Source organism: Streptomyces sp. WY228, assembly GCF_019287315.1.
GTDB classification, from domain to species: Bacteria; Actinomycetota; Actinomycetes; order Streptomycetales; family Streptomycetaceae; genus Streptomyces; species Streptomyces caviscabies.
The window spans coordinates 4146068-4170424 of sequence record NZ_CP079114.1; the positions used below are offsets into that span (position 1 = coordinate 4146068).

18 protein-coding genes and 2 tRNA genes are annotated in these 24357 nt (G+C 71.6%); 10 read left to right on the top strand and 10 right to left on the bottom strand.

Annotated features, from left to right (window positions below; all coding sequences use genetic code 11):
- The 7 genes from KV381_RS18080 (at window position 1) to KV381_RS18110 (ending at window position 10257) form a co-directional block, all read left to right on the top strand.
- Window positions 1–1227 carry an acetyl-CoA carboxylase biotin carboxylase subunit family protein gene (locus tag KV381_RS18080; protein WP_256995091.1) on the top strand — a complete coding sequence of 409 codons (1227 nt, stop codon included), beginning with the start codon at window positions 1–3 and terminating at the stop codon, window positions 1225–1227.
- Window positions 1224–3173, top strand: a complete 1950-nt coding sequence (locus KV381_RS18085) for a phenylacetate--CoA ligase family protein (RefSeq protein ID WP_218785672.1) — start codon at window positions 1224–1226, stop codon at window positions 3171–3173. Before KV381_RS18080 ends, KV381_RS18085 begins: the two co-directional genes overlap by 4 nt.
- Window positions 3170–4576 (top strand): hypothetical protein, encoded by a 1407-nt coding sequence (locus tag KV381_RS18090; protein WP_210764243.1) that lies wholly within the window; start codon window positions 3170–3172, stop codon window positions 4574–4576. Before KV381_RS18085 ends, KV381_RS18090 begins: the two co-directional genes overlap by 4 nt.
- Window positions 4573–5928, top strand: coding sequence for an MFS transporter (locus KV381_RS18095; protein WP_103538550.1), 1356 nt, complete (start codon window positions 4573–4575; stop codon window positions 5926–5928). The genes KV381_RS18090 and KV381_RS18095 overlap by 4 nt, the downstream gene beginning before the upstream one ends.
- A gap of 92 nt (window positions 5929–6020) precedes the next feature.
- Window positions 6021–6662 carry a hypothetical protein gene (locus KV381_RS18100; RefSeq protein ID WP_158688280.1) on the top strand — a complete coding sequence of 214 codons (642 nt, stop codon included), beginning with the start codon at window positions 6021–6023 and terminating at the stop codon, window positions 6660–6662.
- A 121-nt stretch (window positions 6663–6783) separates the two neighbouring features.
- Window positions 6784–6963 carry a hypothetical protein gene (locus tag KV381_RS18105; protein WP_030077212.1) on the top strand — a complete coding sequence of 60 codons (180 nt, stop codon included), beginning with the start codon at window positions 6784–6786 and terminating at the stop codon, window positions 6961–6963.
- Window positions 6964–7104: 141 nt separating this feature from the next.
- Window positions 7105–10257: a BTAD domain-containing putative transcriptional regulator gene (locus KV381_RS18110; RefSeq protein WP_218785674.1), complete on the top strand. Its 3153-nt coding sequence runs from the start codon at window positions 7105–7107 to the stop codon at window positions 10255–10257.
- A gap of 48 nt (window positions 10258–10305) precedes the next feature.
- On the opposite strand, the gene KV381_RS18115 is transcribed toward KV381_RS18110, so the two are convergent.
- Window positions 10306–10378, bottom strand: a tRNA-Ala gene (locus KV381_RS18115).
- Window positions 10379–10556: 178 nt separating this feature from the next.
- Here KV381_RS18115 and KV381_RS18120 point away from each other — a divergent pair.
- Window positions 10557–11105, top strand: coding sequence for a DNA-binding protein (locus KV381_RS18120; protein ID WP_030077216.1), 549 nt, complete (start codon window positions 10557–10559; stop codon window positions 11103–11105).
- A gap of 145 nt (window positions 11106–11250) precedes the next feature.
- Complete coding sequence (locus KV381_RS18125) at window positions 11251–12591, top strand: serine/threonine-protein kinase (RefSeq protein WP_218785676.1); 1341 nt, start codon at window positions 11251–11253, stop codon at window positions 12589–12591.
- Window positions 12592–12628: 37 nt separating this feature from the next.
- On the opposite strand, the gene KV381_RS18130 is transcribed toward KV381_RS18125, so the two are convergent.
- Window positions 12629–14038, bottom strand: a complete 1410-nt coding sequence (locus KV381_RS18130) for a hypothetical protein (RefSeq protein WP_256995092.1) — start codon at window positions 14036–14038, stop codon at window positions 12629–12631.
- Between the two features lie 194 nt (window positions 14039–14232).
- Window positions 14233–14367 carry a DLW-39 family protein gene (locus KV381_RS18135; protein ID WP_003958712.1) on the bottom strand — a complete coding sequence of 45 codons (135 nt, stop codon included), beginning with the start codon at window positions 14365–14367 and terminating at the stop codon, window positions 14233–14235.
- A 291-nt stretch (window positions 14368–14658) separates the two neighbouring features.
- On the opposite strand from KV381_RS18135, the gene KV381_RS18140 reads away from it, so the two are divergent.
- A complete protein-coding gene (locus KV381_RS18140; protein ID WP_030077222.1) occupies window positions 14659–15036 on the top strand; it encodes a DUF6344 domain-containing protein in 378 nt (125 codons plus the stop codon).
- A 346-nt stretch (window positions 15037–15382) separates the two neighbouring features.
- On the opposite strand, the gene KV381_RS18145 is transcribed toward KV381_RS18140, so the two are convergent.
- The 7 genes from KV381_RS18145 to gnd all read right to left on the bottom strand — a co-directional run bounded on the left by KV381_RS18145 (window position 15383) and on the right by gnd (window position 24232).
- Window positions 15383–15456: transfer RNA gene (locus KV381_RS18145), tRNA-Ile, on the bottom strand.
- Window positions 15457–15534: 78 nt separating this feature from the next.
- Window positions 15535–16155 (bottom strand): DUF3566 domain-containing protein, encoded by a 621-nt coding sequence (locus tag KV381_RS18150; RefSeq protein ID WP_030077224.1) that lies wholly within the window; start codon window positions 16153–16155, stop codon window positions 15535–15537.
- 93 nt (window positions 16156–16248) lie between these two features.
- Window positions 16249–18888, bottom strand: coding sequence for a DNA gyrase subunit A (gene gyrA / locus KV381_RS18155; RefSeq protein WP_030626805.1), 2640 nt, complete (start codon window positions 18886–18888; stop codon window positions 16249–16251).
- 47 nt (window positions 18889–18935) lie between these two features.
- Complete coding sequence (gyrB, locus tag KV381_RS18160) at window positions 18936–21005, bottom strand: DNA topoisomerase (ATP-hydrolyzing) subunit B (protein ID WP_218785679.1); 2070 nt, start codon at window positions 21003–21005, stop codon at window positions 18936–18938.
- Between the two features lie 470 nt (window positions 21006–21475).
- On the bottom strand, window positions 21476–22153 hold the full coding sequence (locus tag KV381_RS18165; RefSeq protein WP_230543452.1) for a DUF721 domain-containing protein: 678 nt from the start codon (window positions 22151–22153) through the stop codon (window positions 21476–21478).
- The gene (gene recF, locus KV381_RS18170; RefSeq protein WP_030077232.1) at window positions 22150–23280 is read right to left on the bottom strand and encodes a DNA replication/repair protein RecF; all 1131 of its coding nucleotides are present in this window, start codon (window positions 23278–23280) and stop codon (window positions 22150–22152) included. The genes KV381_RS18165 and recF overlap by 4 nt, the downstream gene beginning before the upstream one ends.
- A 73-nt stretch (window positions 23281–23353) precedes the next feature.
- A complete protein-coding gene (gene gnd / locus KV381_RS18175; protein WP_030077234.1) occupies window positions 23354–24232 on the bottom strand; it encodes a phosphogluconate dehydrogenase (NAD(+)-dependent, decarboxylating) in 879 nt (292 codons plus the stop codon).
- Window positions 24233–24357 lie beyond the last annotated feature (125 nt).

The window sequence follows — 24357 nt, forward strand, 5'->3', positions numbered from 1 at the left end:
ATGACTACGCCCTTGAAGATTCTTGTCATCCATCAGGTTCCGTACCAGAAGATCTCCTACGACCGGGGCATCGACCACGCCGTGCACCAGGTCACCTACATCGGACGCGCCACGGCGATGGAGAACCTCCCCGACACCCTGCGGTGCGAGCGCGTCGTGCTGGGCGACGACGAGGACCTGGTCGCCGGGATCACCGCGCGCACCTCCCCGGCCGACGGCTTCGACAAGGTGCTGGCCCTGTCCGAGTTCGGGATCCTCGAAGCCACCCGGGTCCGGCTCCACCTGGGGCTTCCCGGCCCCTCCGAGGAGCGGATCCGGCTGGTGCGGGACAAGGTCCTGATGAAGGAGGCCCTGCGCGGTTCCGGCATCCGGCTGCCGCGCTTCGTGGACGCGCCGCCGTCCTGCGGCCCGCTGCCGTGGCAGGGCCGGACCGTGGTCAAGCCCCGGCAGGGCGCGTCCAGCGAGAACGTGATGATCTTCGACAGCGCGCGGGAGGCCCTCGGCGCGTACCGCAGGCTGCCCGAGCCGCACGACTACCAGATCGAGGAGTACGTCGAGGGCGAACTCCACCACGCCGACGGGCTCGTCGCGGACGGCGTCCTGACCGATCTGGTGGTCAGCCGGTACGTCAACAAGCCCGCCGAGTACCTCGACGGCAGCCCGCTCGGCTCGCACCAGATCCACCGCACCGAGGAGCACTGGCAGTTCACCTCCCGGGTCGTCGAGGCGCTCGGCATCACCGAGGGCTGCGTCCACCTGGAGTTCTTCACCACGGCCGACGGCGAGACGGTCTTCCTGGAGATCGCCAACCGGGTCGGCGGCGGCGGCATCGTCACCATGCACCACCGCCACACCGGGGTGCATCTGCCCAGCCACGAGATCGCCCTGCGCCTGGGGCTTCCCCGGCCCGCGCCGGACGCCGCGTCCGGGCTCCACCACGGCTGGGTGGCGCTGCCCGGACACCAGCTGCCGGCCGGCAGCACGGTCCGTGTCGACATCCCCGACGAGCTGCGCGCCGATCCGTGCGTGGACCGGATCCATCTGCTCGACCCCGAACAGCCGCTCCCCGACCACGTCACCTACCAGGAATGGGAGGTTCCGGTGTTCATCGAGGCCTCGCACACCGACCCGGAGAAACTCGGCGCCTTCCTGCGCACCTGCGCCCGGCGCGTCACCCTGCACCACACCACGCACCAGGAACCGGCCCGGGCGGAGGCGACCCTGTGAGGCACTACCCCACCGATCTGCTGCTCGCCGTCGAAGAGGCGGCGGCCCCGCTGACCGCGCTGCTGCGGCGCGAGAAGCTCGACGGTCTCGTCCCGCTGCTGGACGGCGCACCGCTCGCCGAGGCGCTCGACGAGCTGCTCGGCGGGCTCAGCCAGTACCCCTGGCAGCCCCTCGCCGACACCAACGACGTGTACGAGCTCCGGCCCGCCGGGGCGGTCGCCCTCGACGACCACCGGCCCGGCAACACCCTGCGCGGACTGCTGTACGCCTGGGCCACCGGCAACACCGTGGTGATCCGCAGCAGCCGCCCCGCCCTGTGGCAGGAGGTGCTGGAGACCCTGCGCGGCACCGGTCTGCCGCTGCCCGAAGGCCGGGTCACCGGCCCGGACGCCCCGGCCGACGCCCTGCCGGTCACCGTGCCCGACCTGGTGCCCGTGCCCGGCGGCCGGCCGCTTCCGGCCTGGTGGGACGAGCAGCTGTACGCCCCGTCCCGTACCCCGGGCGAACCGGCCATCGGCATCGCGGTCCCGGCATCCGGCGACGGCCTCCCGGCGCCCGTCACCGCCCTGGACGCCCGCGACGACTGGACGCGGGGCCTGCTGCGCCGGGTGTATCTGCCCGGCACCACGCTGGCCGCCGTCCGCAACGCCGACCCCGAGCGCACCGGGCGGCTCGACGCCAAGCTGCGCTATCTCCTCGGCACGGCCCGCCGCGCCCCGTACTACCGGGACCTGCCCCGGGTGCGCGGCACCGCGGAGCTGGACCGGCTGCCGATGCTCACCAAGGACCTGCTCGAAGCGCACTCCCTGCCGCGCTCCGCCGACCTGTCCAGCGGCGCCCGCCCCAGCGGCGAGGTGCTGCGCAGCGGCGCCACCAGCGGCGAGCCCCGCTATGTCGTCTTCTCCCGCACCGACTGGGAGAACATGGTCCGCGAGGCGCTGCCCGTCCTGCGGGAGCTGGGCGTGCGCAACGGCGACCGGGTCGTCAACACCCTGATCGGCGGCAGCATGTACGGCGGGCTGCTGACCAGCGCCAGCGAGCTGACCCGGCTGCCGGTGGAGGCGTACTCCACCGGCCAGCAGATCACCGTCGACCTGCTGCTGAAGCTGGTCGACCACTTCGACGCCAACGTGCTGCTGGGCCAGCCCGCGCTGATCCTGCCGCTGCTGCGCGACGCCAAGAAGCAGCACCCGGGGCTGCGCATCGAGACGGTCATCTACGGCGGCACGGCGATGACCGAGTCCGACAAGAGCTGGCTCCGCACGGAGCTCGGCACCCGGAGGATCACCAGCATCCTCGCGGCCAACGACGGCGCCCAGCTCGGCTACCAGTGCGGTGAGCTGGGCGGCACGCTGCACCACCTCAACGACGACTACAACCTCATCGAGGTCGTCGACGACGAGGGCCGGCCGCTGCCCGACGGCGAGAGCGGCGAACTGCTGGTCACCAGCCTGCAGAAGTTCGAGGGCCCGCTGATCCGCTACCGGATCGGGGACGTCGGACGGATCGTCGAACGGGACTGCGCCTGCGGTGTGTCGGGCCGCACGCTGGAGTACCTGGGCCGCTCCGACGGTCTGCTCCGGTTCAAGTCCTGCACGGTCCACCACCACGAGGTCCTGGCGGCCCTGGAGACCTTCAAGGTCTCGCAGCTGCAGCTCGAACTGGACACCCGGGAGCACCGGGAGACGCTGATCCTGCGCACCGAGTCCCCGGAGCCCCTGGACGAGGCCCGCGTGCGCGCCCATCTGACCAGCACGCTTCCGGCCCTGAGCGACGAGCAGCTGTACGACGACAGCCTGTCCGCCTTCGAGCTGGTCGTCGAGTGCCTGGCCGAGGGAGAGCTCCCCCGGAACCCGGTCAGCGCCAAGATCCGCCCGGTCATCGACCGACGCGTGGCACAGTCCAGCCCCTCCTCCTCCCGCCCCCGACGGACGCCGCAAGGATGATGACGACCATCGCGACCACCCAGACACCGGCCCGCACCTCGGAGCTCCTGAACCGGGAACTCGCCCGCCCCGGCAGCGAACTGGCCCGGATCGACCTGAACGGCGGCCGGTTCGAGCGGCTGCACACCTTCGGCGTCCCGCGCCTCTCCCGGCCCCTGCTGCTGGGGGCCGGCGAGATACGCGCGCTCGGCGAGGACCTGATGGTCCTGGTCGGCCTGCTCACCACCGCGCATCTGCGGCTCTTCGACGGCGACCCCCGACGCCTCGCCACGGAGCTCGGCATTCCCGAGGTCCAGGCCCGGCTGATGTGCCGCCCCCGGACCCGGCCCGCGCCGCCCTTCGGGCGCATCGACGCCTACCACGACGGCGAGTCGCTGAAGGTCCTGGAGGTGAACGCCTCCAGCGACGCGGGCGGCGCCCACTGGGTGAGCGAGATCCCGGAGGCGTTGCAGGAGTTCCCGCACTTCCGGGAGTTCGCCGGCACCCACGGCCTGCGGCACACGGACACCGTGGGCATGCTGGCCGACGCGCTGCGGGAGGTGGCCGCACCGGTCACGTCCGGCCATGACCCGGTGGTGGCCGTCCTCGAAGGTCCGGGCGGGCTCGCGGAGTACGGCGACGCGTGGCGCCCGCTGACCGAGGCGCTGCGGCTGCGGGGGCTCGACTGCCACCTCGGCGAGATCACCGAGGTGACCTTCCGCGACGGCCGGGTGCTGCTCGGGGACGTACCGGTGGACGTGGTCTTCCGGGTGTTCTCGCTGGACCAGGTCACCGCGGACGCCGAGAACACGGAGAAGACCGAACGCCTCCTCGCCGCCCACGAGGACGGCCGGGTGGCCCTGTGGATCACCCCGCAGGCCGGCGACAACAAACGCTTCCTCGCCCATCTCTCCGACCCCCGGCTGCGCGGCCACCTCAGCGACGAGGAGCGGCGCGTCGTGGACCGCCGGCTGCCCTGGACCCGCGCCCTGCCCGACGCGGCGGCCCTGGACGGGGACCGGGAGCTGGCCGAGCAGCTGCGCGACGAGCGGGAGCGCCTCATCCTCAAGCCCGACACCGGCTTCGGCGGCCAGGGCATCGTCCGGGGCTGGGAGACCGACGACGACGCGTGGTGGCGGGCGCTGCGCGCGGCGGCGGCCGGAGGAGCCGTGGTGCAGCGACGCGTCGTGCCCCGCGCCGAGCGGCTGTACGACCCCGCCACCGGGCGCACCGCGGACTGGGAGGCCTGTTGGGGCATGTTCTACCTGCCCTCCGGCTACGCGGGCGGCGGCGGCCGGCTCATCCCCGTGGGCGCCCCCTCCGACATCCCTCTGGACCAGCGGCGCGTCGCCGGCCTGTTCCTCTGCCCCGACGACGCGACGGGCGCGCCGGCCGCGACCGTCGCGGGAGGTGCCACCCGATGACATCCGACGTCCTCGACCCCTCGCCCCCCACGAAGAAGCAGCGCCACCGGCTGGGCCGCGACTACGGCTTCCAGGTGTCGGCCTACTCGGTCCAGACGCTGGGCGAAGGCGTCATCATCGCGACGCTGCCACTGCTCGCCAGCAAGATCACCGAGGACCCCCGGCTGATCTCCTGGGTGAGCGTCGCCCATGAGCTGCCCTGGCTGCTGCTGGCCCTGCCCTGCGGGGTGCTGGTCGACCGCTTCGACCGCCGGCGGCTGATGCTCCGCACCCAGGCCGCCCAGGGCGGGCTGCTGTTCTGCTTCGCGATCCTCGCGTCCTTCGGGTTCGTCCAGCTGTGGATGGTCTATCTGCTGGCGTTCCTGCTGTGCACCGGCGACATCCTGTTCACCGGCGCCAGCCGGGCGATGATCCCGAACCTGGTGCCGCGCAGCCGGCTGGAGACCGCCAACGGGCGGATCGTGACCGCGGAGACGATCGGCAAGCAGTTCGCCGGACCCCCGCTGGGCACCGCGCTGTTCGCCTTCGCCCTGCCGCTGCCGCTGTGGTTCAACGCGATCACCTATCTGGCCTCGCTGCTGCTCCTGATGCGGATCAACGGCGCGAACGGCCGGTTCCAGCCGGAGCGCCCGGACCTGGAGAAGGGCCGGGAGCGGCCGAAGCTGCTGGCCGAGGCGACGGAGGGGCTGCGCTATGTGATGCGCCACCGGGTGCTCGGCGTGATCGTGGCGATGGCCGCCGTCTCCAACTTCGGTGCGCTGATGGCCCTGTCGATCCAGGTGCTCTTCGCCCAGCAGGTCCTGGGCGTCGGGGACATGGGATACGGACTGCTGCTGGCCGCCATGGCGACCGGCGGGGTGGCGGGCGCACTCGTCAGCGAGCGGATCGTCCGGTGGCTCGGCGCGCGGAAGGTGGCCGTCACCGTCTCGCTCGGCAGCTCGCTGAGCCTGATGGCGATCGGGCTGATCGGCCGTCAGCCCTGGGTGGTCGTGCTGCTGTTCTGCGTCTGGTCCGCCGGTCTCGCGGTGTGGAACGTGATGGCGGCGTCGGTCAGCCAGCGCCTCACCCCGGACGACCTGCGCGGCAGGGTCAGCGCCGGTTCCCGCATGGTCTGCTTCGGGGCGCTGCCGCTGGGTGCCTTCGTCGGCGGGTTCGTCGCCGCCGAGTTCGGCCTGGCCGCCCCTTGGATCGCCGGGGGCGCCGTCCACCTCGCCGCCACGATCCTGCTGACCCCCGCCATCCTGCGCTGGTCGGACGAGGCCGTCGGGGCCCTGCCGGAGGGGGAGACCGGGGAGCCGGAGCCGACGAAGCACGAGGCGCCGGAGGCCGGGTCGGGGAGCGGACAGCCGTGATCCCGTGTCAGAACTCCGGACCGCTCATGGAAGCCGTACGGTCCCAGCGGCGCGGGCACGCCGACGCACCCGCGCACGAGGGGGAGTTCAGCGTGAGCACGCTCTCCTTGGAAGGCCGGCACCTCACCCTGGGCGTCACGGCACGGCGGCCCGCCGGGTACGTCCACCCGGCGCCGCTGCCCGATCCGGACCGGGCCGCCGCCGAGGAGCAGTCCCACGCGCTGCTGCGCCGGGCGGGCCATCGCACGGGGCCGGTACATGTCGAGTTCGTGAACACATCCGGCGGGCCCGTGCCTGTACGGGCCGGGACCGGACACGGCGGTGCCAGGATCCCGTTCCTGATCGAACTCTCCCGGGGCGTCGTGCTGTCCCGGGACGGGAACGGGAGTCCGTGGCACGACGAGCCCACCCGGCTGCCGCCCCCGTACCGCTGTGCGGAGATCGGCTTCTTCCGGGTGCCGGCGGGCCGGCTGTGGTCCGTCGCGGGGCTCGACAGCATCAGCGTCCTGCCGTACGTGCACGCGGTGCGCTTCCCGTTCGGGACCGGTGCGGTGGTGCCGCCGGCGGCCGAGGACGGCGCCACGGCCGACACCGGACACGGCTATGTGGTGGTCACCGGCGGCTCGCAGCGGGAGACCGCCCGGCGGGTGGGCCACGTCCGGACGCTGCTCCGCACGGACGTACGCCCTGGCAGGGGGCCCGGCGTCCGCGATGCGGGGCGGCCGTCGACCTGATGGCCGGGGCGCCGGCCGGTCGTCATGTGACGCCGGGTGCCCAGACGGGAACGGAACGGGAACGGCGCCCGGCAGTCTTCCTCCTGCGAAGCACGACCGACACCCACAGGGGGAACAGAACATGCGCGGTACCACCGGATTCGCAGGGCTCGTAGCACTCGCCGCGGCAGCGGTGCTCCTCTGGGGCGGCGCCGCCCCGTTCGGCGCGACGGCGACGGACACCCCGTCGGCGTCCTCGGCCCAGGCGGCCCCGGCGGCCGGTGACGACGGCAAGCTGGAGGACAACAAGGGCAACGGCTGAGCCGGCCGGCCCTTGAGTGCGCCCCCTCGTGCGCCCCCCGTACGCCCCAATCTCGCTCCGGCGAGGCGTGGTTGACACAACTCCGGTGCGGATCGATCCTCACGTTGGATGGTACGTATCTGCGGGGGGCAGCACATCACCATGGGCGAGAGAGCACGCACGGGGACGCTCACGAAACCGACGTTCCAGATCCTCGGCGCCCTGAAGGGGTGGCAGGGCGAGCAACCGCTACGGCTGGGCGGGCGGCTGCGCGAACGCACGCTGACGATGCTGCTGCTGGAGGCCAACCGCGTCATCCCGGTGCACCGGCTGGTGGACGCCGGCTGGGACGACGCGCCCCCCAGCAGCGCCGCCCACCAGGTGCGCAAGGCCATAGCGGAGCTGCGGCAGAACATCCCGTACGGCCCCGAGACCATCGTCACCGACGGGCCCGGCTACCGGGCCTGCGTCACCCCGGAACAGGTCGACCTCGGCCGGTATCTGACCCTGCTGGGACAGGCCAGGGAGGCGAGGGCGCGCGGCGAGTCCGCCACCACCGCCGACCGCCTCCACCAGGCCCTCGAACTCTGGCGCGGCCCCGTCCTGGCGGGCGAGGGCGGGCCGGTGATCAACGGCGCTTCGGCGGCCCTGGAGGAACAGCATCTCGGGGCCACGGAGCAGCTGTTCGAGCTGCGGCTGGACGCCGGCAAGGACGCCGAGATCATCGGCGCGCTGCGCACCCTCGTCCAGCGCCACCCCCTGCGCGAGACCCTGCGCCGCCAGCTGATGCTGGCGCTGTACCGCACCGGTCAGCAGGCGGAGGCGCTGGAGGAGTACGGGCGGGCCCGGACGCTGCTGGCCGAGGAGTTCGGCATCGACCCCAGCGCCGAGCTGTCCGGCCTGTACGAGCGCATCCTGCGGCAGAGCCCCGACCTGGCCCCGACCCGCCGCCCGGCGGCCGTGCCGCCCGCATCCGCGCCGAAGGAACCGGCGAAGACGGCGGGAGCGGCGGGAGGGCAGGGGGCACCAGGCACACCTGGCCACACCGCCCACACCGGCTATACGAGATCGGCGGGGACGGCGGGACCCGCGGCCGTGGAGGCCGACGAGCCCAACACCCTGCCCTACGGCCTGCAGGACTTCTCCGGACGGGCCACCGAACTCGACTGGATACGGGACGCCGCGGAGCGCACCCGGGGGCAGTCGGCCCATATCGTCGCCATCGACGGCATGGGCGGCAGCGGCAAGACCGCCCTGGCGGCGCGCGCGGCCTGGCAGCTCGCCGAGTGGTATCCGGACGGTCAGCTGTTCATCGATCTGCGGGGGTTCACCCCGGGGCAGGAGCCGCTCTCCCCGTCGGCCGCCCATGAGGCGCTGCTGGCCATGGCCGGGGTATCGGGCACGGAGCTGCCGGCGACCGCCGCGGGCCGGGCCGCGCTCTGGCAGTCGGTCACCCGGCGGCGCAGGCTCGTCGTCGTCCTCGACAACGCCGCCGACTCCGAACAGGTGCGCTCCCTCATACCGTCCTCGCCGCACTGCCTCACCCTGATCACCAGCCGCCCCCGTCTGGTCGACCTGGACGCCGTCGAGTGGCTCTCCCTCGACGTGCTGCCCGAGCAGGACGGCATAGAGCTGATCACACGGATCGTCGGGGCCGGCCGGGTCGACCGCGAGCCGGACGCCGTGATCGAACTGGTCCGGCTGTGCGGCCGCCTTCCGCTGGCGATCCGGATCGCCGCGGGACGGCTCCGCAACCGCACCAACTGGACGGTGCGGCGGCTGGTGGAACGGCTCAACGACGACGCGCGGCGGCTGGCCGAGCTCAGCTCCGGCGGCCGGAGCGTGGCCGGGGTGCTGCGGCTGTCGTACGACTCCATGCCGCCGGAACAGCGCACCGGCCTGCGGCTGCTGAGCCTGCACCCGGGCCGGGTGATCGGGACCGAGGACGCGGCGGCGCTGCTGGGCACCGGCACCGAGGACGCCGAGCAGCTGATGGAAGCCCTCACCGACGCGCATCTGCTCCAGGAGAACCGGCCCGGCTGGTACACCCTGCACGACCTCGTCCGCAGTTTCGCGGGCGGCCTGTCCGACGAGTCCACCGCGCCGGAGGACGCCGCGGCGACCCGGCGGCTGCTCGACCACTACGTCCACACGGCGGAACGGGCCAACGCCACCCTCTTCCCGGAGCGCGTCCCGTACGGCGACTTCCTGCCCCCGGGCCGCTCGCTGCACCCCGGCTTCGGCAGCAGGGACGACGCGCTGGCCTGGCTGGACCTGCACCGCGACGACCTGCTCGCGGCGGTGGAGGTCGCCCACGCGCACGGGCTGCCGCGCCATGCGGCCACCCTGCCGCGCGAGCTGGGCTTCCACTCCGACATCAGGAACTACCCGCGCCTGGCCTGCACCGCCTACCGCAGGGCGGTCGACGCCTCACGGCAGCTGGAGGACGTCGCCCTGCTGCGGCTCAACCTCACCAACCTGGCCATGCACCTGTGGCCGCTGGGCCGTTTCCGGGAGAGCGTGGCCTGCCTGGAGGAGGCCAGGGTCCTCGCGCGCGAGCTCCGCGACGAACGCGCGGAGGCGGCGTGCCTGGGCGGTCTGGGGCAGAACTACAACAGCCTCGGAGACTTCCCCGCCGCGCTCCGCCACACCGAGGAGGCGGCCCGGATGGAGGCCCGGCTCGGCCTGGTCCGGGGCCTCGCCTCGTCGCTGAACATCCTCAGCTCCGTCCGCCTGCGCACCGGCCGCTTCATCGAGGCCGCGGAGGCGGCCGAGGAGTCGATCAAGATCTTCGAGTCGACCGGAGAGACCCACAACTCCGCCCTCGGCCTCACCCACCTGGCACTCGCCCGCACCGCACTGGGCGACCCGGCGGAGGCGGCGCACCTCCTCACGGCGGCCCAGGACCTCTGCGAACAGGTGCACAGCCCCGCCAACACGGCGTTCGTCCTGGCCTGCTCCGCCGATGTCATGACCCTGCTCGACCGGGCGGACACGGCCCTCACCCTGATCGACCGTGCCCGCGCCCTGGTGCAACAGGCGGATGTGGCCGTACGCCAGGCGGCGGTGATGAACGCCGCGGGCCGGGTCCACCGCGCCCTGGGCGAACCGGCCGAAGCCCTCCGGCACCACCGGCAGGCCCGGGACCTCTCGGCCGGCATCGGCTTCCGCTTCGAGGAGGCCCTCGCCCTGGACGGCATGGCCAAGGCCCACGCCCAGTCGCGGGAACCCACCGAGGCAGCCGACTGCCGGCGCCGGGCGGACGCGCTGTTCGCGTCCATGGGCGTACCGGAGGGCTCCCGCACCCTGTTCTGAAAGAACCCCCTGACCGCATTTCTGCAGGTCAGAGGGTTCTGTTTGCTGTGGAGCCTAGGAGATTCGAACTCCTGACATCTGCCTTGCAAAGGCAGCGCTCTACCAACTGAGCTAAGGCCCCGGGCCATGACGAACGATGGCAACGTCCAGCACATCCGCGCCAGGGCTACCGTCGCAGACCAGAGTACCGGGTGACCCCCGTAATCCTGCAAAAGGATAGGGACTCCCGGGGAACGACCACGCTCCGTAAGATGCTCGCAAGGTTCGCAGCAGCGAAGCCGCAGCGATGGGGAGACGCCATGGACGCAGCGCAACAAGAGGCGACGGCAAGAGCCAGAGAACTTCAACGCAGTTGGTACGGGGAGCCGTTGGGGGCGCTCTTCCGAAGGCTGATCGATGACCTCGGGCTGAATCAGGCCCGGCTGGCCGCTGTTCTCGGGCTTTCCGCCCCGATGCTCTCCCAACTGATGAGCGGCCAGCGGGCCAAGATCGGCAACCCCGCGGTGGTCCAGCGCGTCCAGGCCCTCCAGGAGCTGGCGAGCCAGGTGGCCGACGGCAGCGTCAGCGCGGGCGAGGCCACCGAACGCATGGAGGAGGTCAAGAAGTCGCAGGGCGGCTCCGTCCTGACCTCCACCGGCCAGACCACCTCCACCGGCGGCGCTCCCACCGTCCGCCGCGTGGTCCGCGAGATCCAGTCCCTGCTGCGGTCGGTCGCGGCCGCCGGCGACATCATCGATGCCGCGAACGCCCTCGCACCGACCCACCCGGAGCTGGCAGAGTTCCTCAAGGTGTACGGAGCGGGACGCACCGCGGACGCGGTCGCGCACTACGAGGGGCACCAGAGCTAGCGAACGGCTCCGGAGCGCGACGGAACGACGACGGAGCCAGGGCACGCGCACCGCGCAGCGCCCTGGTACCGGCAGGGCACGGGGGCCGGACACGGGCCGCGGCGGACGCCGCGGCGCCACAGGAACGGGGAGCGGGCGCAGCACAATGGGTGAGGTCTTCGCCGGTCGGTACGAGCTGATCGATCCGATCGGACGCGGTGGGGTCGGCGCCGTCTGGCGGGCCTGGGACCACCGCCGCCGCAGGTACGTCGCGGCCAAGGTGCTCCAGCAGAGCGACGCGCACACGCTGCTGCGCTTCGTCCGCGAGCAGGCCCTGCGCATCGAGCACCCGCATGTGCTGGCCCCGGCCAGCTGGGCCGCCGACGACGACAAGGTCCTGTTCACCATGGACCTGGTGAGCGGCGGCTCGCTCGCCCATGTCATAGGCGACTACGGCCCGTTGCCCCCGCGCTTCGTCTGCCTGCTGCTGGACCAGCTGCTCTCCGGGCTGTCCACGGTGCACGCCGAAGGGGTGGTGCACCGCGACATCAAGCCCGCCAACATCCTGATGGAGGCGACCGGAACGGGCCGCCCGCATCTGCGCCTCTCCGACTTCGGCATCTCGATGCGCAAGGGCGAACCACGGCTGACCGAGACCAACTACGTGGTCGGCACGCCCGGTTACTTCGCCCCCGAGCAGATGATGGGCGCCGAGCCCGACTTCCCCGCCGACCTCTTCGCGGTCGGCCTGGTCGCGCTCTACCTCCTCCAGGGCCAGAAGCCCGACTCCCAGGCGCTGGTCGAGCACTTCGTCGAGCACGGCACCCCGGGCGCCCCCAACGGCATTCCCGAGCCGCTGTGGCAGGTTCTCGCCGGGCTGCTCCAGCCCGATCCGCACGCCCGGTTCCGGACCGCGACGGGCGCGCGCAAGGCCCTGACCGCGGCGGTCGAGATGCTGCCCGAAGCCGGCCCGGACGACGAGCCGGTGGAGGTGTTCGACCAGATCGGGCCGCTGCCCGCGGGCTTCGGCCCCGACGGCCCGGTCACCGCCCCCCAGCAGCCCGCCGGCCCCGGCCCCGCGGCCGGCGCTGCTCCACAGCCCTCGGCGACTCCGCCGGTCTCCATGTCCGAGACGGGCAGCTTCCACCTCGCGCCCCCGCCCGGGGCCGGCCCCTCGCAGCAACAGCCGTACGTACAGCCGGGGTTCCGGCAACCGCCGCCCGCAGCCCCGTTCACGACGGACGCGCCGCCCCCGTACGCCGTCGGCGCACCGCACTCCTCCCAGGCACCGACCTCCGGCGTACCCGACCCCGCGGCCACCCGCGCCTACACCACCCAGCAGCAGCACCCGCCGGTACCGTCCCCACCGGTGCAGCACGCCGCGCCCCACGCCCCCGTACGCGTACGGCAGACGCGTCCGGGACCGCCCCCGAAGGTCGCGGTCCCGGTCCTGGTGGTGGCGCTGATCTGCTTCGCGGTCGGCATCTGGGCCCTGACCCAGATCTGACGGGTACGGGTCCCGGCGGCCGACGCCCCGGGCCCGACTACCAGCCCTGCGGCGGCTGGTGGCCCCCACCGGCCGGGTGACCGGCGGCCGGGGCCCCGGCCGCCGCACGACGGCGGGCCAGCAGCGTCCAGACGCCCAGCCCGAGCACCAGCACGGACCCCGTCCCGATCCCGGCCGCGGCGACCACCGTCATCGGGCCGCTCCGCGCGGCCTGGCGGGCGTTCTTCCCGTCGCGGGCCACTTCCCGGTCCTGGTCGGTGACGCCGAAGACCCCGGCGTCACCCTCGTACGGGGACTCCTCCGCCTTGTTCTTCACCTGGACCGACAGTTCGAACGGGAGGGGTTCGGTGCCGTAGGACTCCTTGAGCTTCGGGCTGAGGGAGACCGACAGGTAGTACCAGCCCGCGAAGCGCAGGGCGCCGACCTGGCTCGACGGGTCGAACCGGTTGCGGTGGGCCACCGGCGGCAGGGGCCGCAGGGACGCGGACGCGGGCCCTCCGGAGTACGAGAGCGTGGCGTCGGAGACGGGCCCCTGGACCGGGTTGTTCAGCGACAGGGTGAGCGCGTTGCCCACGAACTCCTTCTTGCCGCCCGCGCTGTTGGAGAGCCCGGCGGTGGCGTAGATCTGCTGGCCCCAGTCCACCGGCACCCGGTAGAAGCGGGTCTGCCCCGGCGCGACGGTGTCCTGCCAGCGGCCGTTCTCCAGGCTGGTGGCCTCGGAGTACCCGGCCCCGCCGGACCGCTTCTGCCGCTGGCCGGTCAAGGGCTGCGGCGAGGCCGACGGCCAGCTGTCGGGCCCCTCGGTCGGCAGGGCGGAGCCGCTCTTCACCTGCGGCTCCTGCAGGAAGCGCAGCTCCAGGTCCCAGGCGTCGGTGTCGGCGGCCGACTTGGTCTCGCGCTCGACGAGGACGTCGTAGGGGCCGCTGTCCTGGCAGGTGCCGCTGCCTTCCTTGATGGTCCGGTAGGCGTACGCGGCGACGGGCCGGGCGTACGCGCCCGGCCCGAAGTTCGCCCGCCCCGAGCCGCACTGGCTGTCGTCGGTCTCCCGGAGGCTGACGGTGATGCCGTCGCCGTAGGCGACCGGACCACTGTCGCCGGGCACCGCGACCGCCGAGACGTAGGCGGCGGAGACGTCGTCCAGGGTGACCCGGTAGTACAGCTTCTCGCCCGGCCTGATCGTGCTGCGGTACGGGACGCCCTCGTCGAGTTCGGACGCCTCGACGTTCGCCGTCGCCCCCTGCACGTTCTTCGCGTCGGGGTCGAACGCGTACGCCCCGGGGCCGGCCGCGTGCGCCTGCCCCGGCAGGACCGCCGCCGCGCACAGCGCCGCGAGTACCGCGGCCACCGCCCGCCCCCTGTTGCGCTGCCGCTGCCTCTTCACGCGCTTCCCCTCGTCGTCCTCACGCGCCGATGCCCGTCGACCGCCCGGCCGCCATTGCCGGTCCATCCTGCCCCGCCCGCACCGCTGCTGTCTCCGGCCGCAGCCGGATTGCCCTTCTTGTCCGCGTTCCGGGCCCGCCGACGCGCTCAGGTCACTTCACTCGCGCAACGCGGACAGCGGAACCACGCCGGCGAACGGACCCCGGACAGCACGAAGCCCCGGCCGCTCAGCGACCGGGGCCCGTAACAGACTGTGCCGTCTCACACACCCGAACCTGCGGGCACGGAGTCGGTAGCCTCCGTCCACAGATCCTGCTCGGCGCGATCCGCCTGGATCTGGCGGTACACGAGGAGCCCGCCGATGGCGGCCAGTGCGACCAGGAGAAGCTTCTTCACCGCGCTACCTCGTCTTTCCTTGGCTTGGGGGCCTTCTGCCGCCGACTATACACACCGGCCGATACCGATCGGTGACCTGCCCGGAACCCAGAAGCAGCCCCTTCCCGGCGCCCCGAACGACCTCCCGGCGACCCGTTCCGCCCCCTGACGAAGGGCTGTCCACCCCGGTTGCACCATACGAGTGGTGTTAATCCGAAGATCGGCGCAGAGCGGGCGTCGCTCCTCGGAATCACGGCCCGGATCCACATGATCGGAGAAGTCAGCAACCGGACCGTCCGAAAGCGAGGGGCCATGAGCACCTTCCAGCCCAAGAACATCTGGACCGCCTTCATCACCGCCTTCTTCGCCCTCCTGGCGTCGCTGGGCCTCGCCACCGCCACGGCGAGCGCCACGAACGCCACGAACGCCGCCGCGCAGCCGAGCGCCACGACCCACGAGCACACGGGTGCCACCGCGGCAACCCCGCTCGCCCCCTCGGTCCGATGGACCCTTCCGCGTGACCGGGCCCTGCCGCCCACGATGAAGCAGCGCATCCGGGCCGAGGCCCACGGCTCCTCGCCGGCCACCCGCCACCTGTCGCTCGACCCCGCCGACACCGCCCGCACCACCGGCCAGACCGGCTCCCACTCCACAGCCCCGGAAGGCGACTCCCCGGCGCCACCCCCCTGATCCCGCCGCCACCGCACTTCCGGGGCCCCTGGTCCGGTTCACACCGGCCGGGGGCCTTTCCGCATGCCCGGACACACCCCGTACACCCAGCCCCTTCCGTACGCACCGAGCACACCCGTACGCCCAGGCGGTACCCGTGCTCCCAGGCCGTCCGCACGCACCGAGCACACCCCGTACACCCAGGCCGTCCCCGTACGCGCGAGGCCTTCCGTGCACCAGGGGGCTTCCGTACACCAGGAGGCTTCTCGTGCACGGGGGGCCTCTCCGTACGCCGGGGCCCTCCCGTTCCCCTGGTCCCGCCAACGCGAAGACCCCCAGCCACTGGTGACTGGGGGTCTTCGTTCTGTGGGGCTAACAGGATTTGAACCTGTGGCCTCATCCTTATCAGGGATGCGCTCTAACCAACTGAGCTATAGCCCCGCCGCGCTGTACTGCTCCGCGCTGACTTCAGAAGATTAGCGCACGTCGGGGCCAGTCCCAAAATCGATACCCGCGGCCCTACTCGTCCTCGGCCAGCGTGAGCTCGACACCGCCCACGAAGCCCGCCGACAGGTTGTAGATGAAGGCGCCCAGCGTCGCCAGCGCGGTGGCCAGCACCACGTCGATCACGGCGATGACCGAGGTGAAGATGAGCACGCGCGGCAGCGACAGGAACGACTGCAGATCGAAGCCGTTGCTCTCGTTCGAGCCGGTGGCCTCGCTGATCGTGCCGCCGACGGTCTCGAAGACGCCCATCGCGTCCATGACCATCCACAGCACCGCCGACGCCACCACCGTGCAGATGCCCAGCGCGATGGACAGCAGGAAGCTGACCTTCATCACCGACCACGGGTCGGCCTTGGCCACCCGCAGACGGGCCTTGCGGGTACGCGGAGTGGTCCGCGCCCCCGTGCGCGGCTTGCGCGTCGCCTGGGCGCCGCCCACGCCCTGCGCACCGCCCAGCGTGCCGCCGCCCGGCTGTCCGGGGCGCTGGCCGCCCTGGGTGCCGCCGCCGGGCGCCTGATACGCCTGGGGCGGGTGGTACGGCCCCGACGGCCCCGGTGCGGGCTCACGCTCGCCGGGCAGCGGCCCGGTCGCGTAACCCTCGTACTGGGGCTGAGGCCCTCGTGTGTCCGTCACAGTGCCCCCTTGGGAGTCCGTGGCAGGGCCACGGGCGCCGTTCGCACCGGCTCCGGAAGCGGCCGAACCTGCGCCCGTGGCTCCACTCACGCTCTACTCCTCGTGCTCCCCGGTCGAAGGCTCCGTGCCCTCGACAGTGCCCTCTGCCACGCCCTCGGCGTGGGCCTCGGACGGCTCGCCGTCGACGTCATCGGCCCCATCGACCTCTTCCGCCTCACGACCGGCCTCGGCATTGCGCGCGATGCCGACGACGGCGTCGCGCTTGCCCAGATTGATCAGTTGGACGCCCATGGTGTCACGGCCCGTCTCCCTGACTTCATTGACTCGCGTACGAATCACACCACCGCCGAGCGTGATGGCGAGAATCTCGTCGGTCTCCTCGACCACCAGCGCACCGACGAGCGATCCGCGGTCCTCCACGATCTTGGCGGCCTTGATGCCGAGGCCGCCGCGGCCCTGGACGCGGTACTCGTCGACGGGGGTCCGCTTCGCGTACCCGCCGTCGGTAGCGGTGAAGACGAACGTACCGGGCCGGACGACATTCATCGAGAGGAGTTCGTCGCCCTCGCGGAAACTCATCCCCTTCACACCCGAGGTGGCACGGCCCATCGGGCGCAGCGCGTCGTCCGTCGCGGTGAACCGGATCGACTGGGCCTTCTTGCTGATGAGCAGCAGATCGTCCTCGGCCGACACCAGCTCGGCGCCGATCAGCTCGTCGTCGCCGCCCTCCGGCATCTCGCGGAGGTTGATCGCGATGACGCCGCCGGAGCGGGGCGAGTCGTAGTCCTTGAGCGCGGTCTTCTTCACCAGACCGCCCTTCGTCGCCAGGATCAGGTACGGCACGGCCTCGTAGTCGCGGATCGCCAGGATCTGGGCGATCTTCTCGTCCGGCTGGAAGGCCAGCAGGTTGGCGACGTGCTGGCCGCGCGCGTCCCGGCCGGCGTCCGGGAGCTCGTACGCCTTGGCGCGGTAGACCCGGCCCTTGTTCGTGAAGAACAGCAGCCAGTGGTGCGTGGTCGAGACGAAGAAGTGGTCGACGATGTCGTCTTCCCGCAGCTTCGTGCCGCGCACGCCCTTGCCGCCGCGCTTCTGCGAGCGGTAGTCGTCCGTCTTCGTGCGCTTCACATAGCCGCTGCGGGAGATCGTGACGACGATGTCCTCCTCGGCGATCAGGTCCTCGATGGACATGTCACCGTCGAAGGGCACCAGCTGGGAGCGCCGGTCGTCGCCGAACTTGTCGACGATCGCCGCCAGCTCCTCGCTGACGATGGCACGCTGCTTGGCGGGCGAGGCCAGGATCTCGTTGTACTCGTTGATCTTCGCCTGGAGCTCGTCGTGCTCGGCGGTGATCTTCTGGTGCTCCAGCGCGGCCAGCCGGCGCAGCTGCATCTCCAGGATCGCGTTGGCCTGGAGCTCGTCGATCTCCAGCAGGCCCATCAGGCCCTCGCGCGCGATCTCCACCGTGTTGGAACGCCGGATGAGGGCGATGACCTCGTCGATGGCGTTCAGGGCCTTGAGGAGGCCGCGCAGGATGTGCGCCCGCTCCTCGGCCTTGCGCAGCCGGAACCGCGTACGCCGGACGATGACCTCGATCTGGTGCGTCACCCAGTGGCGGATGAACGCGTCGATGGAGAGCGTCCGCGGCACCCCGTCGACCAGGGCCAGCATGTTGGCGCCGAAGTTCGTCTGGAGGTCGGTGTGCTTGTACAGGTTGTTCAGGACGACCTTGGCGACCGCGTCCCGCTTGAGGACGACGACCAGGCGCTGCCCCGTACGCGAGGAGGTCTCGTCGCGGACGTCCGCGATGCCGCCGACCTTGCCGTCCTTGACCAGGTCGGCGATCTTCTGCGCGAGGTTGTCGGGGTTGGTCTGGAACGGCAGCTCCGTGACGACCAGGCACTGGCGGCCCTGGATCTCCTCGACCGCGACGACCGCGCGCATCGTGATGGAGCCGCGGCCGGTGCGGTACGCCTCCTCGATGCCCTTGCGGCCCACGACCAGCGCGCCGGTGGGGAAGTCGGGGCCCTTGATGCGCTCGATCAGCGCGTCCAGCAGCTCCTCGTGGGAGGCCTCGGGGTGCTCCAGGTACCACTGGGCGCCGGCCGCGACCTCGCGGAGGTTGTGCGGCGGGATGTTGGTCGCCATGCCGACCGCGATCCCCGCGGAGCCGTTGACCAGCAGGTTCGGGAAGCGCGCCGGCAGGACCGTCGGCTCCTGGTTGCGGCCGTCGTAGTTGTCCTGGAAGTCGACGGTCTCCTCGTCGATGTCCCGGACCATCTCCATGGACAGCGGCATCATCTTGCACTCGGTGTACCGCATGGCGGCGGCCGGGTCGTTGCCCGGGGAACCGAAGTTGCCGTTGGAGTCCACCAGCGGCATCCGCAGCGACCACGGCTGCGCGAGGCGCACGAGGGCGTCGTAGATGGAGGAGTCGCCGTGCGGGTGGTACGTACCCATGACGTCACCGACGACGCGGGCGCACTTGTAGAACCCCTTCTCGGGGCGGTAGCCGCCGTCGTACATCGCGTACAGCACCCGGCGGTGGACGGGCTTGAGGCCGTCCCGTACGTCGGGCAGCGCACGCGAGACGATGACGGACATCGCGTAGTCGAGGTAGGAGCGCTGCATCTCCGTCTCGAGCCCGACGGGCTCGACACGCATGCCCACACCGGGGACGGTCTCTTCCTCGGACGTCACGGGTTCAGGTGTCACAGGGGTGTTCTCGTCGGCCATTGCTGGTCAAAGTCCTTTCGAGCTGCGGCGTCGCTGGTACGGCCGACTCAGATGTCGAGGAAGCGGACGTCCTTGGCGTTGCGCTGGATGAACGAGCGCCGTGCCTCGACGTCCTCACCCATGAGCACCGAGAACAGGTCGTCGGCCTGCGCCGCGTCGTCCAGCGTGACCTGGCCGAGGACCCGGTGGTCGACGTCCATGGTCGTGACGCGCAGCTCTTCGGCGTTCATCTCGCCGAGACCCTTGAAGCGCTGGATCGAGTCTTCCTTGATCCGCTTGCCGTTCTGCTTGCCGAGCGCCACGAGCGCGTCGCGCTCCCGGTCCGAGTACGCGTACTCGAAGTCGTCCCGGCCCCACTTGATCTTGTACAGCGGCGGGCGCGAGAGGTAGACGTGCCCCGCCTCCACCAGCGGCCGCATGAAGCGGAAGAGGAAGGTCAGCAGCAGGGTGTTGATGTGCTGACCGTCGACGTCGGCGTCCGCCATCAGAATGATCTTGTGATAGCGGAGCTTCTCGATGTCGAAGTCCTCGTGGACCCCGGTGCCGAACGCCGAGATCAGCGCCTGGACCTCGGTGTTCTGGAGGATCTTGTCGATCCGGGCCTTCTCGACGTTCAGGATCTTGCCGCGGATGGGCAGGATCGCCTGGTACATCGGGTTACGGCCGGACTTCGCCGAACCACCGGCGGAGTCACCCTCGACGATGAAGATCTCGCACTTGGTGGGGTCGTTCGACTGGCAGTCGCTGAGCTTGCCCGGCAGCGAGGCGCTCTCCAGGAGCCCCTTGCGCCGCGTCAGGTCGCGCGCCTTGCGGGCCGCCACACGGGCGGTCGAGGCGGCGATGCCCTTGCGGATGATGTCGGCGGCCTCGTTGGGATTCCGGTCGAACCAGTCCGTCAGCTGCTCGTGGACGACCTTCTGCACGAAGGTCTTGGCCTCCGTGTTGCCCAGCTTGGTCTTCGTCTGGCCCTCGAACTGCGGCTCGCCCAGCTTCACCGAGATGATCGCGGTGAGGCCCTCGCGGACGTCCTCGCCGGTGAGGTTGTCGTCCTTGTCCCGCAGCAGCTTCTTGTCGCGCGCGTACCGGTTGACCAGCGAGGTCAGCGCCGCGCGGAAGCCCTCCTCGTGCGTACCGCCCTCGTGCGTGTGGATCGCGTTGGCGAAGGAGTAGACGCCTTCGGTGTACTGCGTGTTCCACTGCATGGCGATCTCGGCCGAGAGAAGACGGTCCTTGTCCTCGGCCTCGATGTCGATCACCGACTGGTGAATGACGTCGCCCTTGCGGGAGTTGAGGTACTTCACGAAATCGACGATGCCGTTTTCGTAGTGGTACGTGACCGAGCGGGCGGTCTCCTCCTCGGCGGGCTCGGCCGCGTCCGCGCTGTCCGCGCCCGCGGTCGCCTTCGCCGACTCGCGCTCGTCGGTGAGCTTGAGCGTGAGGCCCTTGTTGAGGAACGCCATCTCCTGGAAGCGGCGCGAGAGGGTCTCGAAGCTGTACTCGGTGGTCTCGAAGATGTCCCCGTCGGCCCAGAAGGTGACCGACGTACCGGTCTCCTCGGTGGCCTCGTGCTGGGCCAGCGGGGCGGTCGGGACACCGAGCTTGTAGTCCTGGGTCCAGCGGAAGCCGTCGGTCTTGACCTCGACGGCGACCCGGGTGGACAGGGCGTTGACGACGGAGACGCCGACGCCGTGCAGACCGCCGGAGACGGCGTAACCGCCGCCACCGAACTTGCCGCCCGCGTGCAGGACGGTGAGCACGACCTCGACGGCCGGCTTGCCCTCGGACGGCACGATGCCGACCGGGATGCCACGGCCGTTGTCGATCACACGCACCCCGCCGTCGGGCAGGATCGTGACGTCGATGGTGTCCGCGTGGCCGGCCATCGCCTCGTCGACCGAGTTGTCGACGACCTCCTGCACCAGGTGGTGCAGGCCGCGCTCACCGGTCGAGCCGATGTACATGCCAGGTCGCTTGCGGACCGCGTCCAGCCCTTCCAGCACGGTGATCGCGCTGGCGTCGTACGAGGCGGCGGCCTCGCCCGGCGCACCGGCTGTGGACGGAATGTTCTCGTTGGGGTTGCCGGAATCGGCCACGAAGCGCCCTTTCTGGCACAGCACAGGCCGTTCTCCGGGCAGGCGGGAGCGGCTGCGTCGTTCGGCTTGTATCGACGACTCCCGCCTCAGCGGCGGGATTACTCACCAGTCTACCGGTAGCGCCGACATGATTGGGGGTTTGCCGGTACCTGAGTCCGGCTGTGCCGCCCTGAATGAGCGACTGACGACTCCCCATATTCAGGAAGGGGCTCCAAGAGGCCCTGACGGGCTTTGAGCGCTTCGGCCTGTCAACCTCCCGCTACGGTGAGGGACGCTCCGGCCGTACCGTCCGGTTTCCTGTGGCGCGAACCCTGACGAACCCGGCGCAAAGCTCGCCCAGTACACGACAATTTTACGCCGAACGTGCAGCTCAGCCGTGGGGGGTGGTGATCGGTACGGAGTCGGCGGAGAAACGGGAAACCCGACCGCGGGGCCCACGGCGGCCCACCGGCGTCCGGTGGCGGCCGGGAAACGTCCGGCGGCCGGCCGGAGCCTCAGCCGTAGGTGTCGCCCGGGCCCTTGCTGCCGGGCGCCCGCAACGGCCCGTACCGGCGCTCCGGACCGCCGGGACCGACCACTTTGATCAGCCGTACGGTGCCCTGGCCCAGATCCGCGTTCAGCCGGGCCACCAGCTGCGGAGCCAGCAGCCGCAGCTGCGTCGCCCACGCCGTCGAGTCGCAGCTCACGGTCAGCACCCGGGCGTCCGGATCGTCGTCGTACCGCAGCGGTACGCAGTGCTTCGCCAGATCGTCGCCGACGATCTGCGGCCACCGCCCCATCACCCCGCCGACCGCCGCGGGCGTCTCCCAGCCCCGCTCGGTGATCAGCCGGTTGATCGCGGAGCCCAGCGCCAGCGGATCCCGGCCGTCCGACCGGGCCCCCGAACGCAGCCCGCCGCCCCGCCGGGCCTGCTTCTTCTGCTGCGCCGCCGCGCCCCGCGCCCTGGCCTGCTCCTTCGCCGCCCGCAACGCGACCCGGGCGAGATCGACACCGGTCACCTCGGGCGGCTTCGCCGCCGCGGCGGACGCTCCGGAAGCGGCTTCGGAAGCGGCCGGATCCGGCAGGGCGTCTCCCGCACCCGCTCCCGTACGGCCCGGGCCGGAGGCTGCCGTACCGCTCGCGCGCGAGGCCGGTCCCCGTCGGCCCGCCGTGTTCTCGCCCCGGCCGGTCATACGCGCTCCACCTCGCCCGCCGTCACCGCGTACCGCGTCCCCGCCAGCACGCCCGGAACGTCCTCCGCCACCGCCGCCGTCACGAGCACCTGCTCACCCGGGGCCACCAGCTCCGCCAGCCGCTCCCGGCGGCGGGCGTCCAGCTCGGCGAAGACGTCGTCCAGGACCAGCACCGGCTCGTTGCCCTCGGAGCGCAGCAGCTCGTAACTGGCAAGACGCAGCGCCAGCGCGTAGCTCCAGGACTCGCCGTGACTCGCGTACCCCTTCGCCGGCATCCCCCGCAGCCCGAGCAGCAGATCGTCACGGTGCGGACCGACCAGCGTCACACCCCGCTCGATCTCCTGCTTGCGGACCCCCACCAGTGCCGCGATCAGCTGCTCGTACAGCTCGTCGCGGGTGCGCTCGGGACCCACGTCCTCGCCGACCGAGCTGCGGTACTCCAGCGCCACCGGCCCGCCGCCCGGCGCGACGTCCCCGTACGCCTTGTCGGCCAGCGGCTGGAGCGTGGCGATCAGGTCGAGCCGCTGCGCGAGCAGCTCGGCGCCCACCCGGGCCAGGTGCTGGTCCCAGACGTCGAGCGTGGACATGTCCATCGAGCGGCCGCCGTGCCGACGGGCCATCGCCGCCGACTTCAGCAGGGTGTTGCGCTGCTTGAGCACCCGCTCGTAGTCGGAGCGGACCCCGGCCATCCGGGGCGACCGCGCGGTGATCAGCTCGTCCAGGAACCGCCGCCGCTCGCCCGGATCGCCCTTGACCAGCGCCAGATCCTCCGGCGCGAACAGCACCGTCCGTACGATGCCGAGCACATCACGCGGTCTGACCTGCGAGGACCGGTTGATCCGGGCCCGGTTGGCGCGGCCCGGGTTCAGCTCCAGCTCGATCAGCTGGGAGCGCTCGCCCTGGGTCACCGCCGCGCGGATCACCGCCCGCTCCGCGCCCATCCGCACCAGCGGGGCGTCCGAGGAGACCCGGTGGCTGCCGAGGGTGGCGAGATAGCCGACGGCCTCGACGAGATTGGTCTTGCCCTGCCCGTTGGGCCCCACGAACGCGGTGACGCCCGGGTCGAGAGGGACCTCGACCCGGGCGTACGAGCGGAAGTCGGCCAGCGAGAGATGGGTGACATGCATGTGCGCCGACCTCCCGGGCCTTTCCGTTCCGCTGTGCCGTGCTGGTGCCGCTCTTCTCGGTCGTGCGGCGGGACTACTTCTTGTTCTCCACCGCGTGCCCGCCGAACTGGTTGCGCAGCGCGGCGATCATCTTCATCTGCGGCGAGTCCTCCTGACGCGAGGCGAACCGCGCGAACAGCGACGCCGTGATCGCGGGCAGCGGCACCGCGTTGTCGATCGCGGCCTCCACCGTCCAGCGGCCCTCGCCCGAGTCCGCGGCGAAACCCCGGAGCTTGTCCAGGTGCTCGTCGTCGTCGAGCGCGTTGACCGCGAGGTCGAGCAGCCAGGAACGGATGACCGTGCCCTCCTGCCAGGAGCGGAAGACCTCGCGCACATCGGTGACGGAGTCGACCTTCTCCAGCAGCTCCCAGCCCTCGGCGTAGGCCTGCATCATCGCGTACTCGATGCCGTTGTGGACCATCTTCGCGAAGTGGCCGGCGCCGACCTTGCCCGCGTGCACGGAGCCGAAGTCGCCCTCGGGCTTCAGCGCGTCGAAGATCGGCTGGACCTTCGCCACGTTCTCCTCGGTGCCGCCGTACATCAGGGCGTAGCCGTTCTCCAGGCCCCAGACGCCACCGGAGACGCCGCAGTCGACGAAGCCGATGTCCTTGATGCCCAGCTCGACGGCGTGCTTCTCGTCGTCGGTCCAGCGCGAGTTCCCGCCGTCGACCACGACGTCGCCGGGCGAGAGCAGCGCGGCCAGCTCGTCGATCGTGGACTGGGTCGCGGCACCGGCCGGGACCATGACCCAGACGACCCGCGGGCCCTTCAGCTTGCCCACAAGCTCTTCGAGACTGTGGACATCGGCGACATCCGGGTTGCGGTCGTAACCGATGACGGTGTGGCCTGCGCGGCGGATGCGCTCGCGCATGTTGCCGCCCATCTTGCCGAGGCCGACGAGACCGAGCTCCATCAGAGATTCCTTAAGCGTCGTGGCGATAAGCGTCGGGGCAGGTGCGCCCGGGACCGAGCCTACGCCCGGCGGTGGACAGCACGGCGGGCCCGCTCCGCGCCGAGCGGGCCCGCCGGAAACTGCCG

Bases quoted from the DNA above. Each gene is read 5' to 3' on its own strand.
- KV381_RS18125 (WP_218785676.1), top strand. From the start codon at position 11,251: ATGGGTGAGGTCTTCGCCGGTCGGTACGAGCTGATCGATCCGATCGGA.
- gnd (WP_030077234.1), bottom strand. From the start codon at position 24,232: ATGGAGCTCGGTCTCGTCGGCCTCGGCAAGATGGGCGGCAACATGCGC.
- KV381_RS18120 (WP_030077216.1), top strand. From the start codon at position 10,557: ATGGACGCAGCGCAACAAGAGGCGACGGCAAGAGCCAGAGAACTTCAA.
- gyrA (WP_030626805.1), bottom strand. From the start codon at position 18,888: ATGGCCGACGAGAACACCCCTGTGACACCTGAACCCGTGACGTCCGAG.
- KV381_RS18090 (WP_210764243.1), top strand. From the start codon at position 3,170: ATGATGACGACCATCGCGACCACCCAGACACCGGCCCGCACCTCGGAG.
- KV381_RS18105 (WP_030077212.1), top strand. From the start codon at position 6,784: ATGCGCGGTACCACCGGATTCGCAGGGCTCGTAGCACTCGCCGCGGCA.
- KV381_RS18095 (WP_103538550.1), top strand. From the start codon at position 4,573: ATGACATCCGACGTCCTCGACCCCTCGCCCCCCACGAAGAAGCAGCGC.
- KV381_RS18080 (WP_256995091.1), top strand. From the start codon at position 1: ATGACTACGCCCTTGAAGATTCTTGTCATCCATCAGGTTCCGTACCAG.
- recF (WP_030077232.1), bottom strand. From the start codon at position 23,280: ATGCATGTCACCCATCTCTCGCTGGCCGACTTCCGCTCGTACGCCCGG.
- KV381_RS18130 (WP_256995092.1), bottom strand. From the start codon at position 14,038: ATGGACCGGCAATGGCGGCCGGGCGGTCGACGGGCATCGGCGCGTGAG.
- KV381_RS18110 (WP_218785674.1), top strand. From the start codon at position 7,105: ATGGGCGAGAGAGCACGCACGGGGACGCTCACGAAACCGACGTTCCAG.
- KV381_RS18165 (WP_230543452.1), bottom strand. From the start codon at position 22,153: ATGACCGGCCGGGGCGAGAACACGGCGGGCCGACGGGGACCGGCCTCG.
- KV381_RS18140 (WP_030077222.1), top strand. From the start codon at position 14,659: ATGAGCACCTTCCAGCCCAAGAACATCTGGACCGCCTTCATCACCGCC.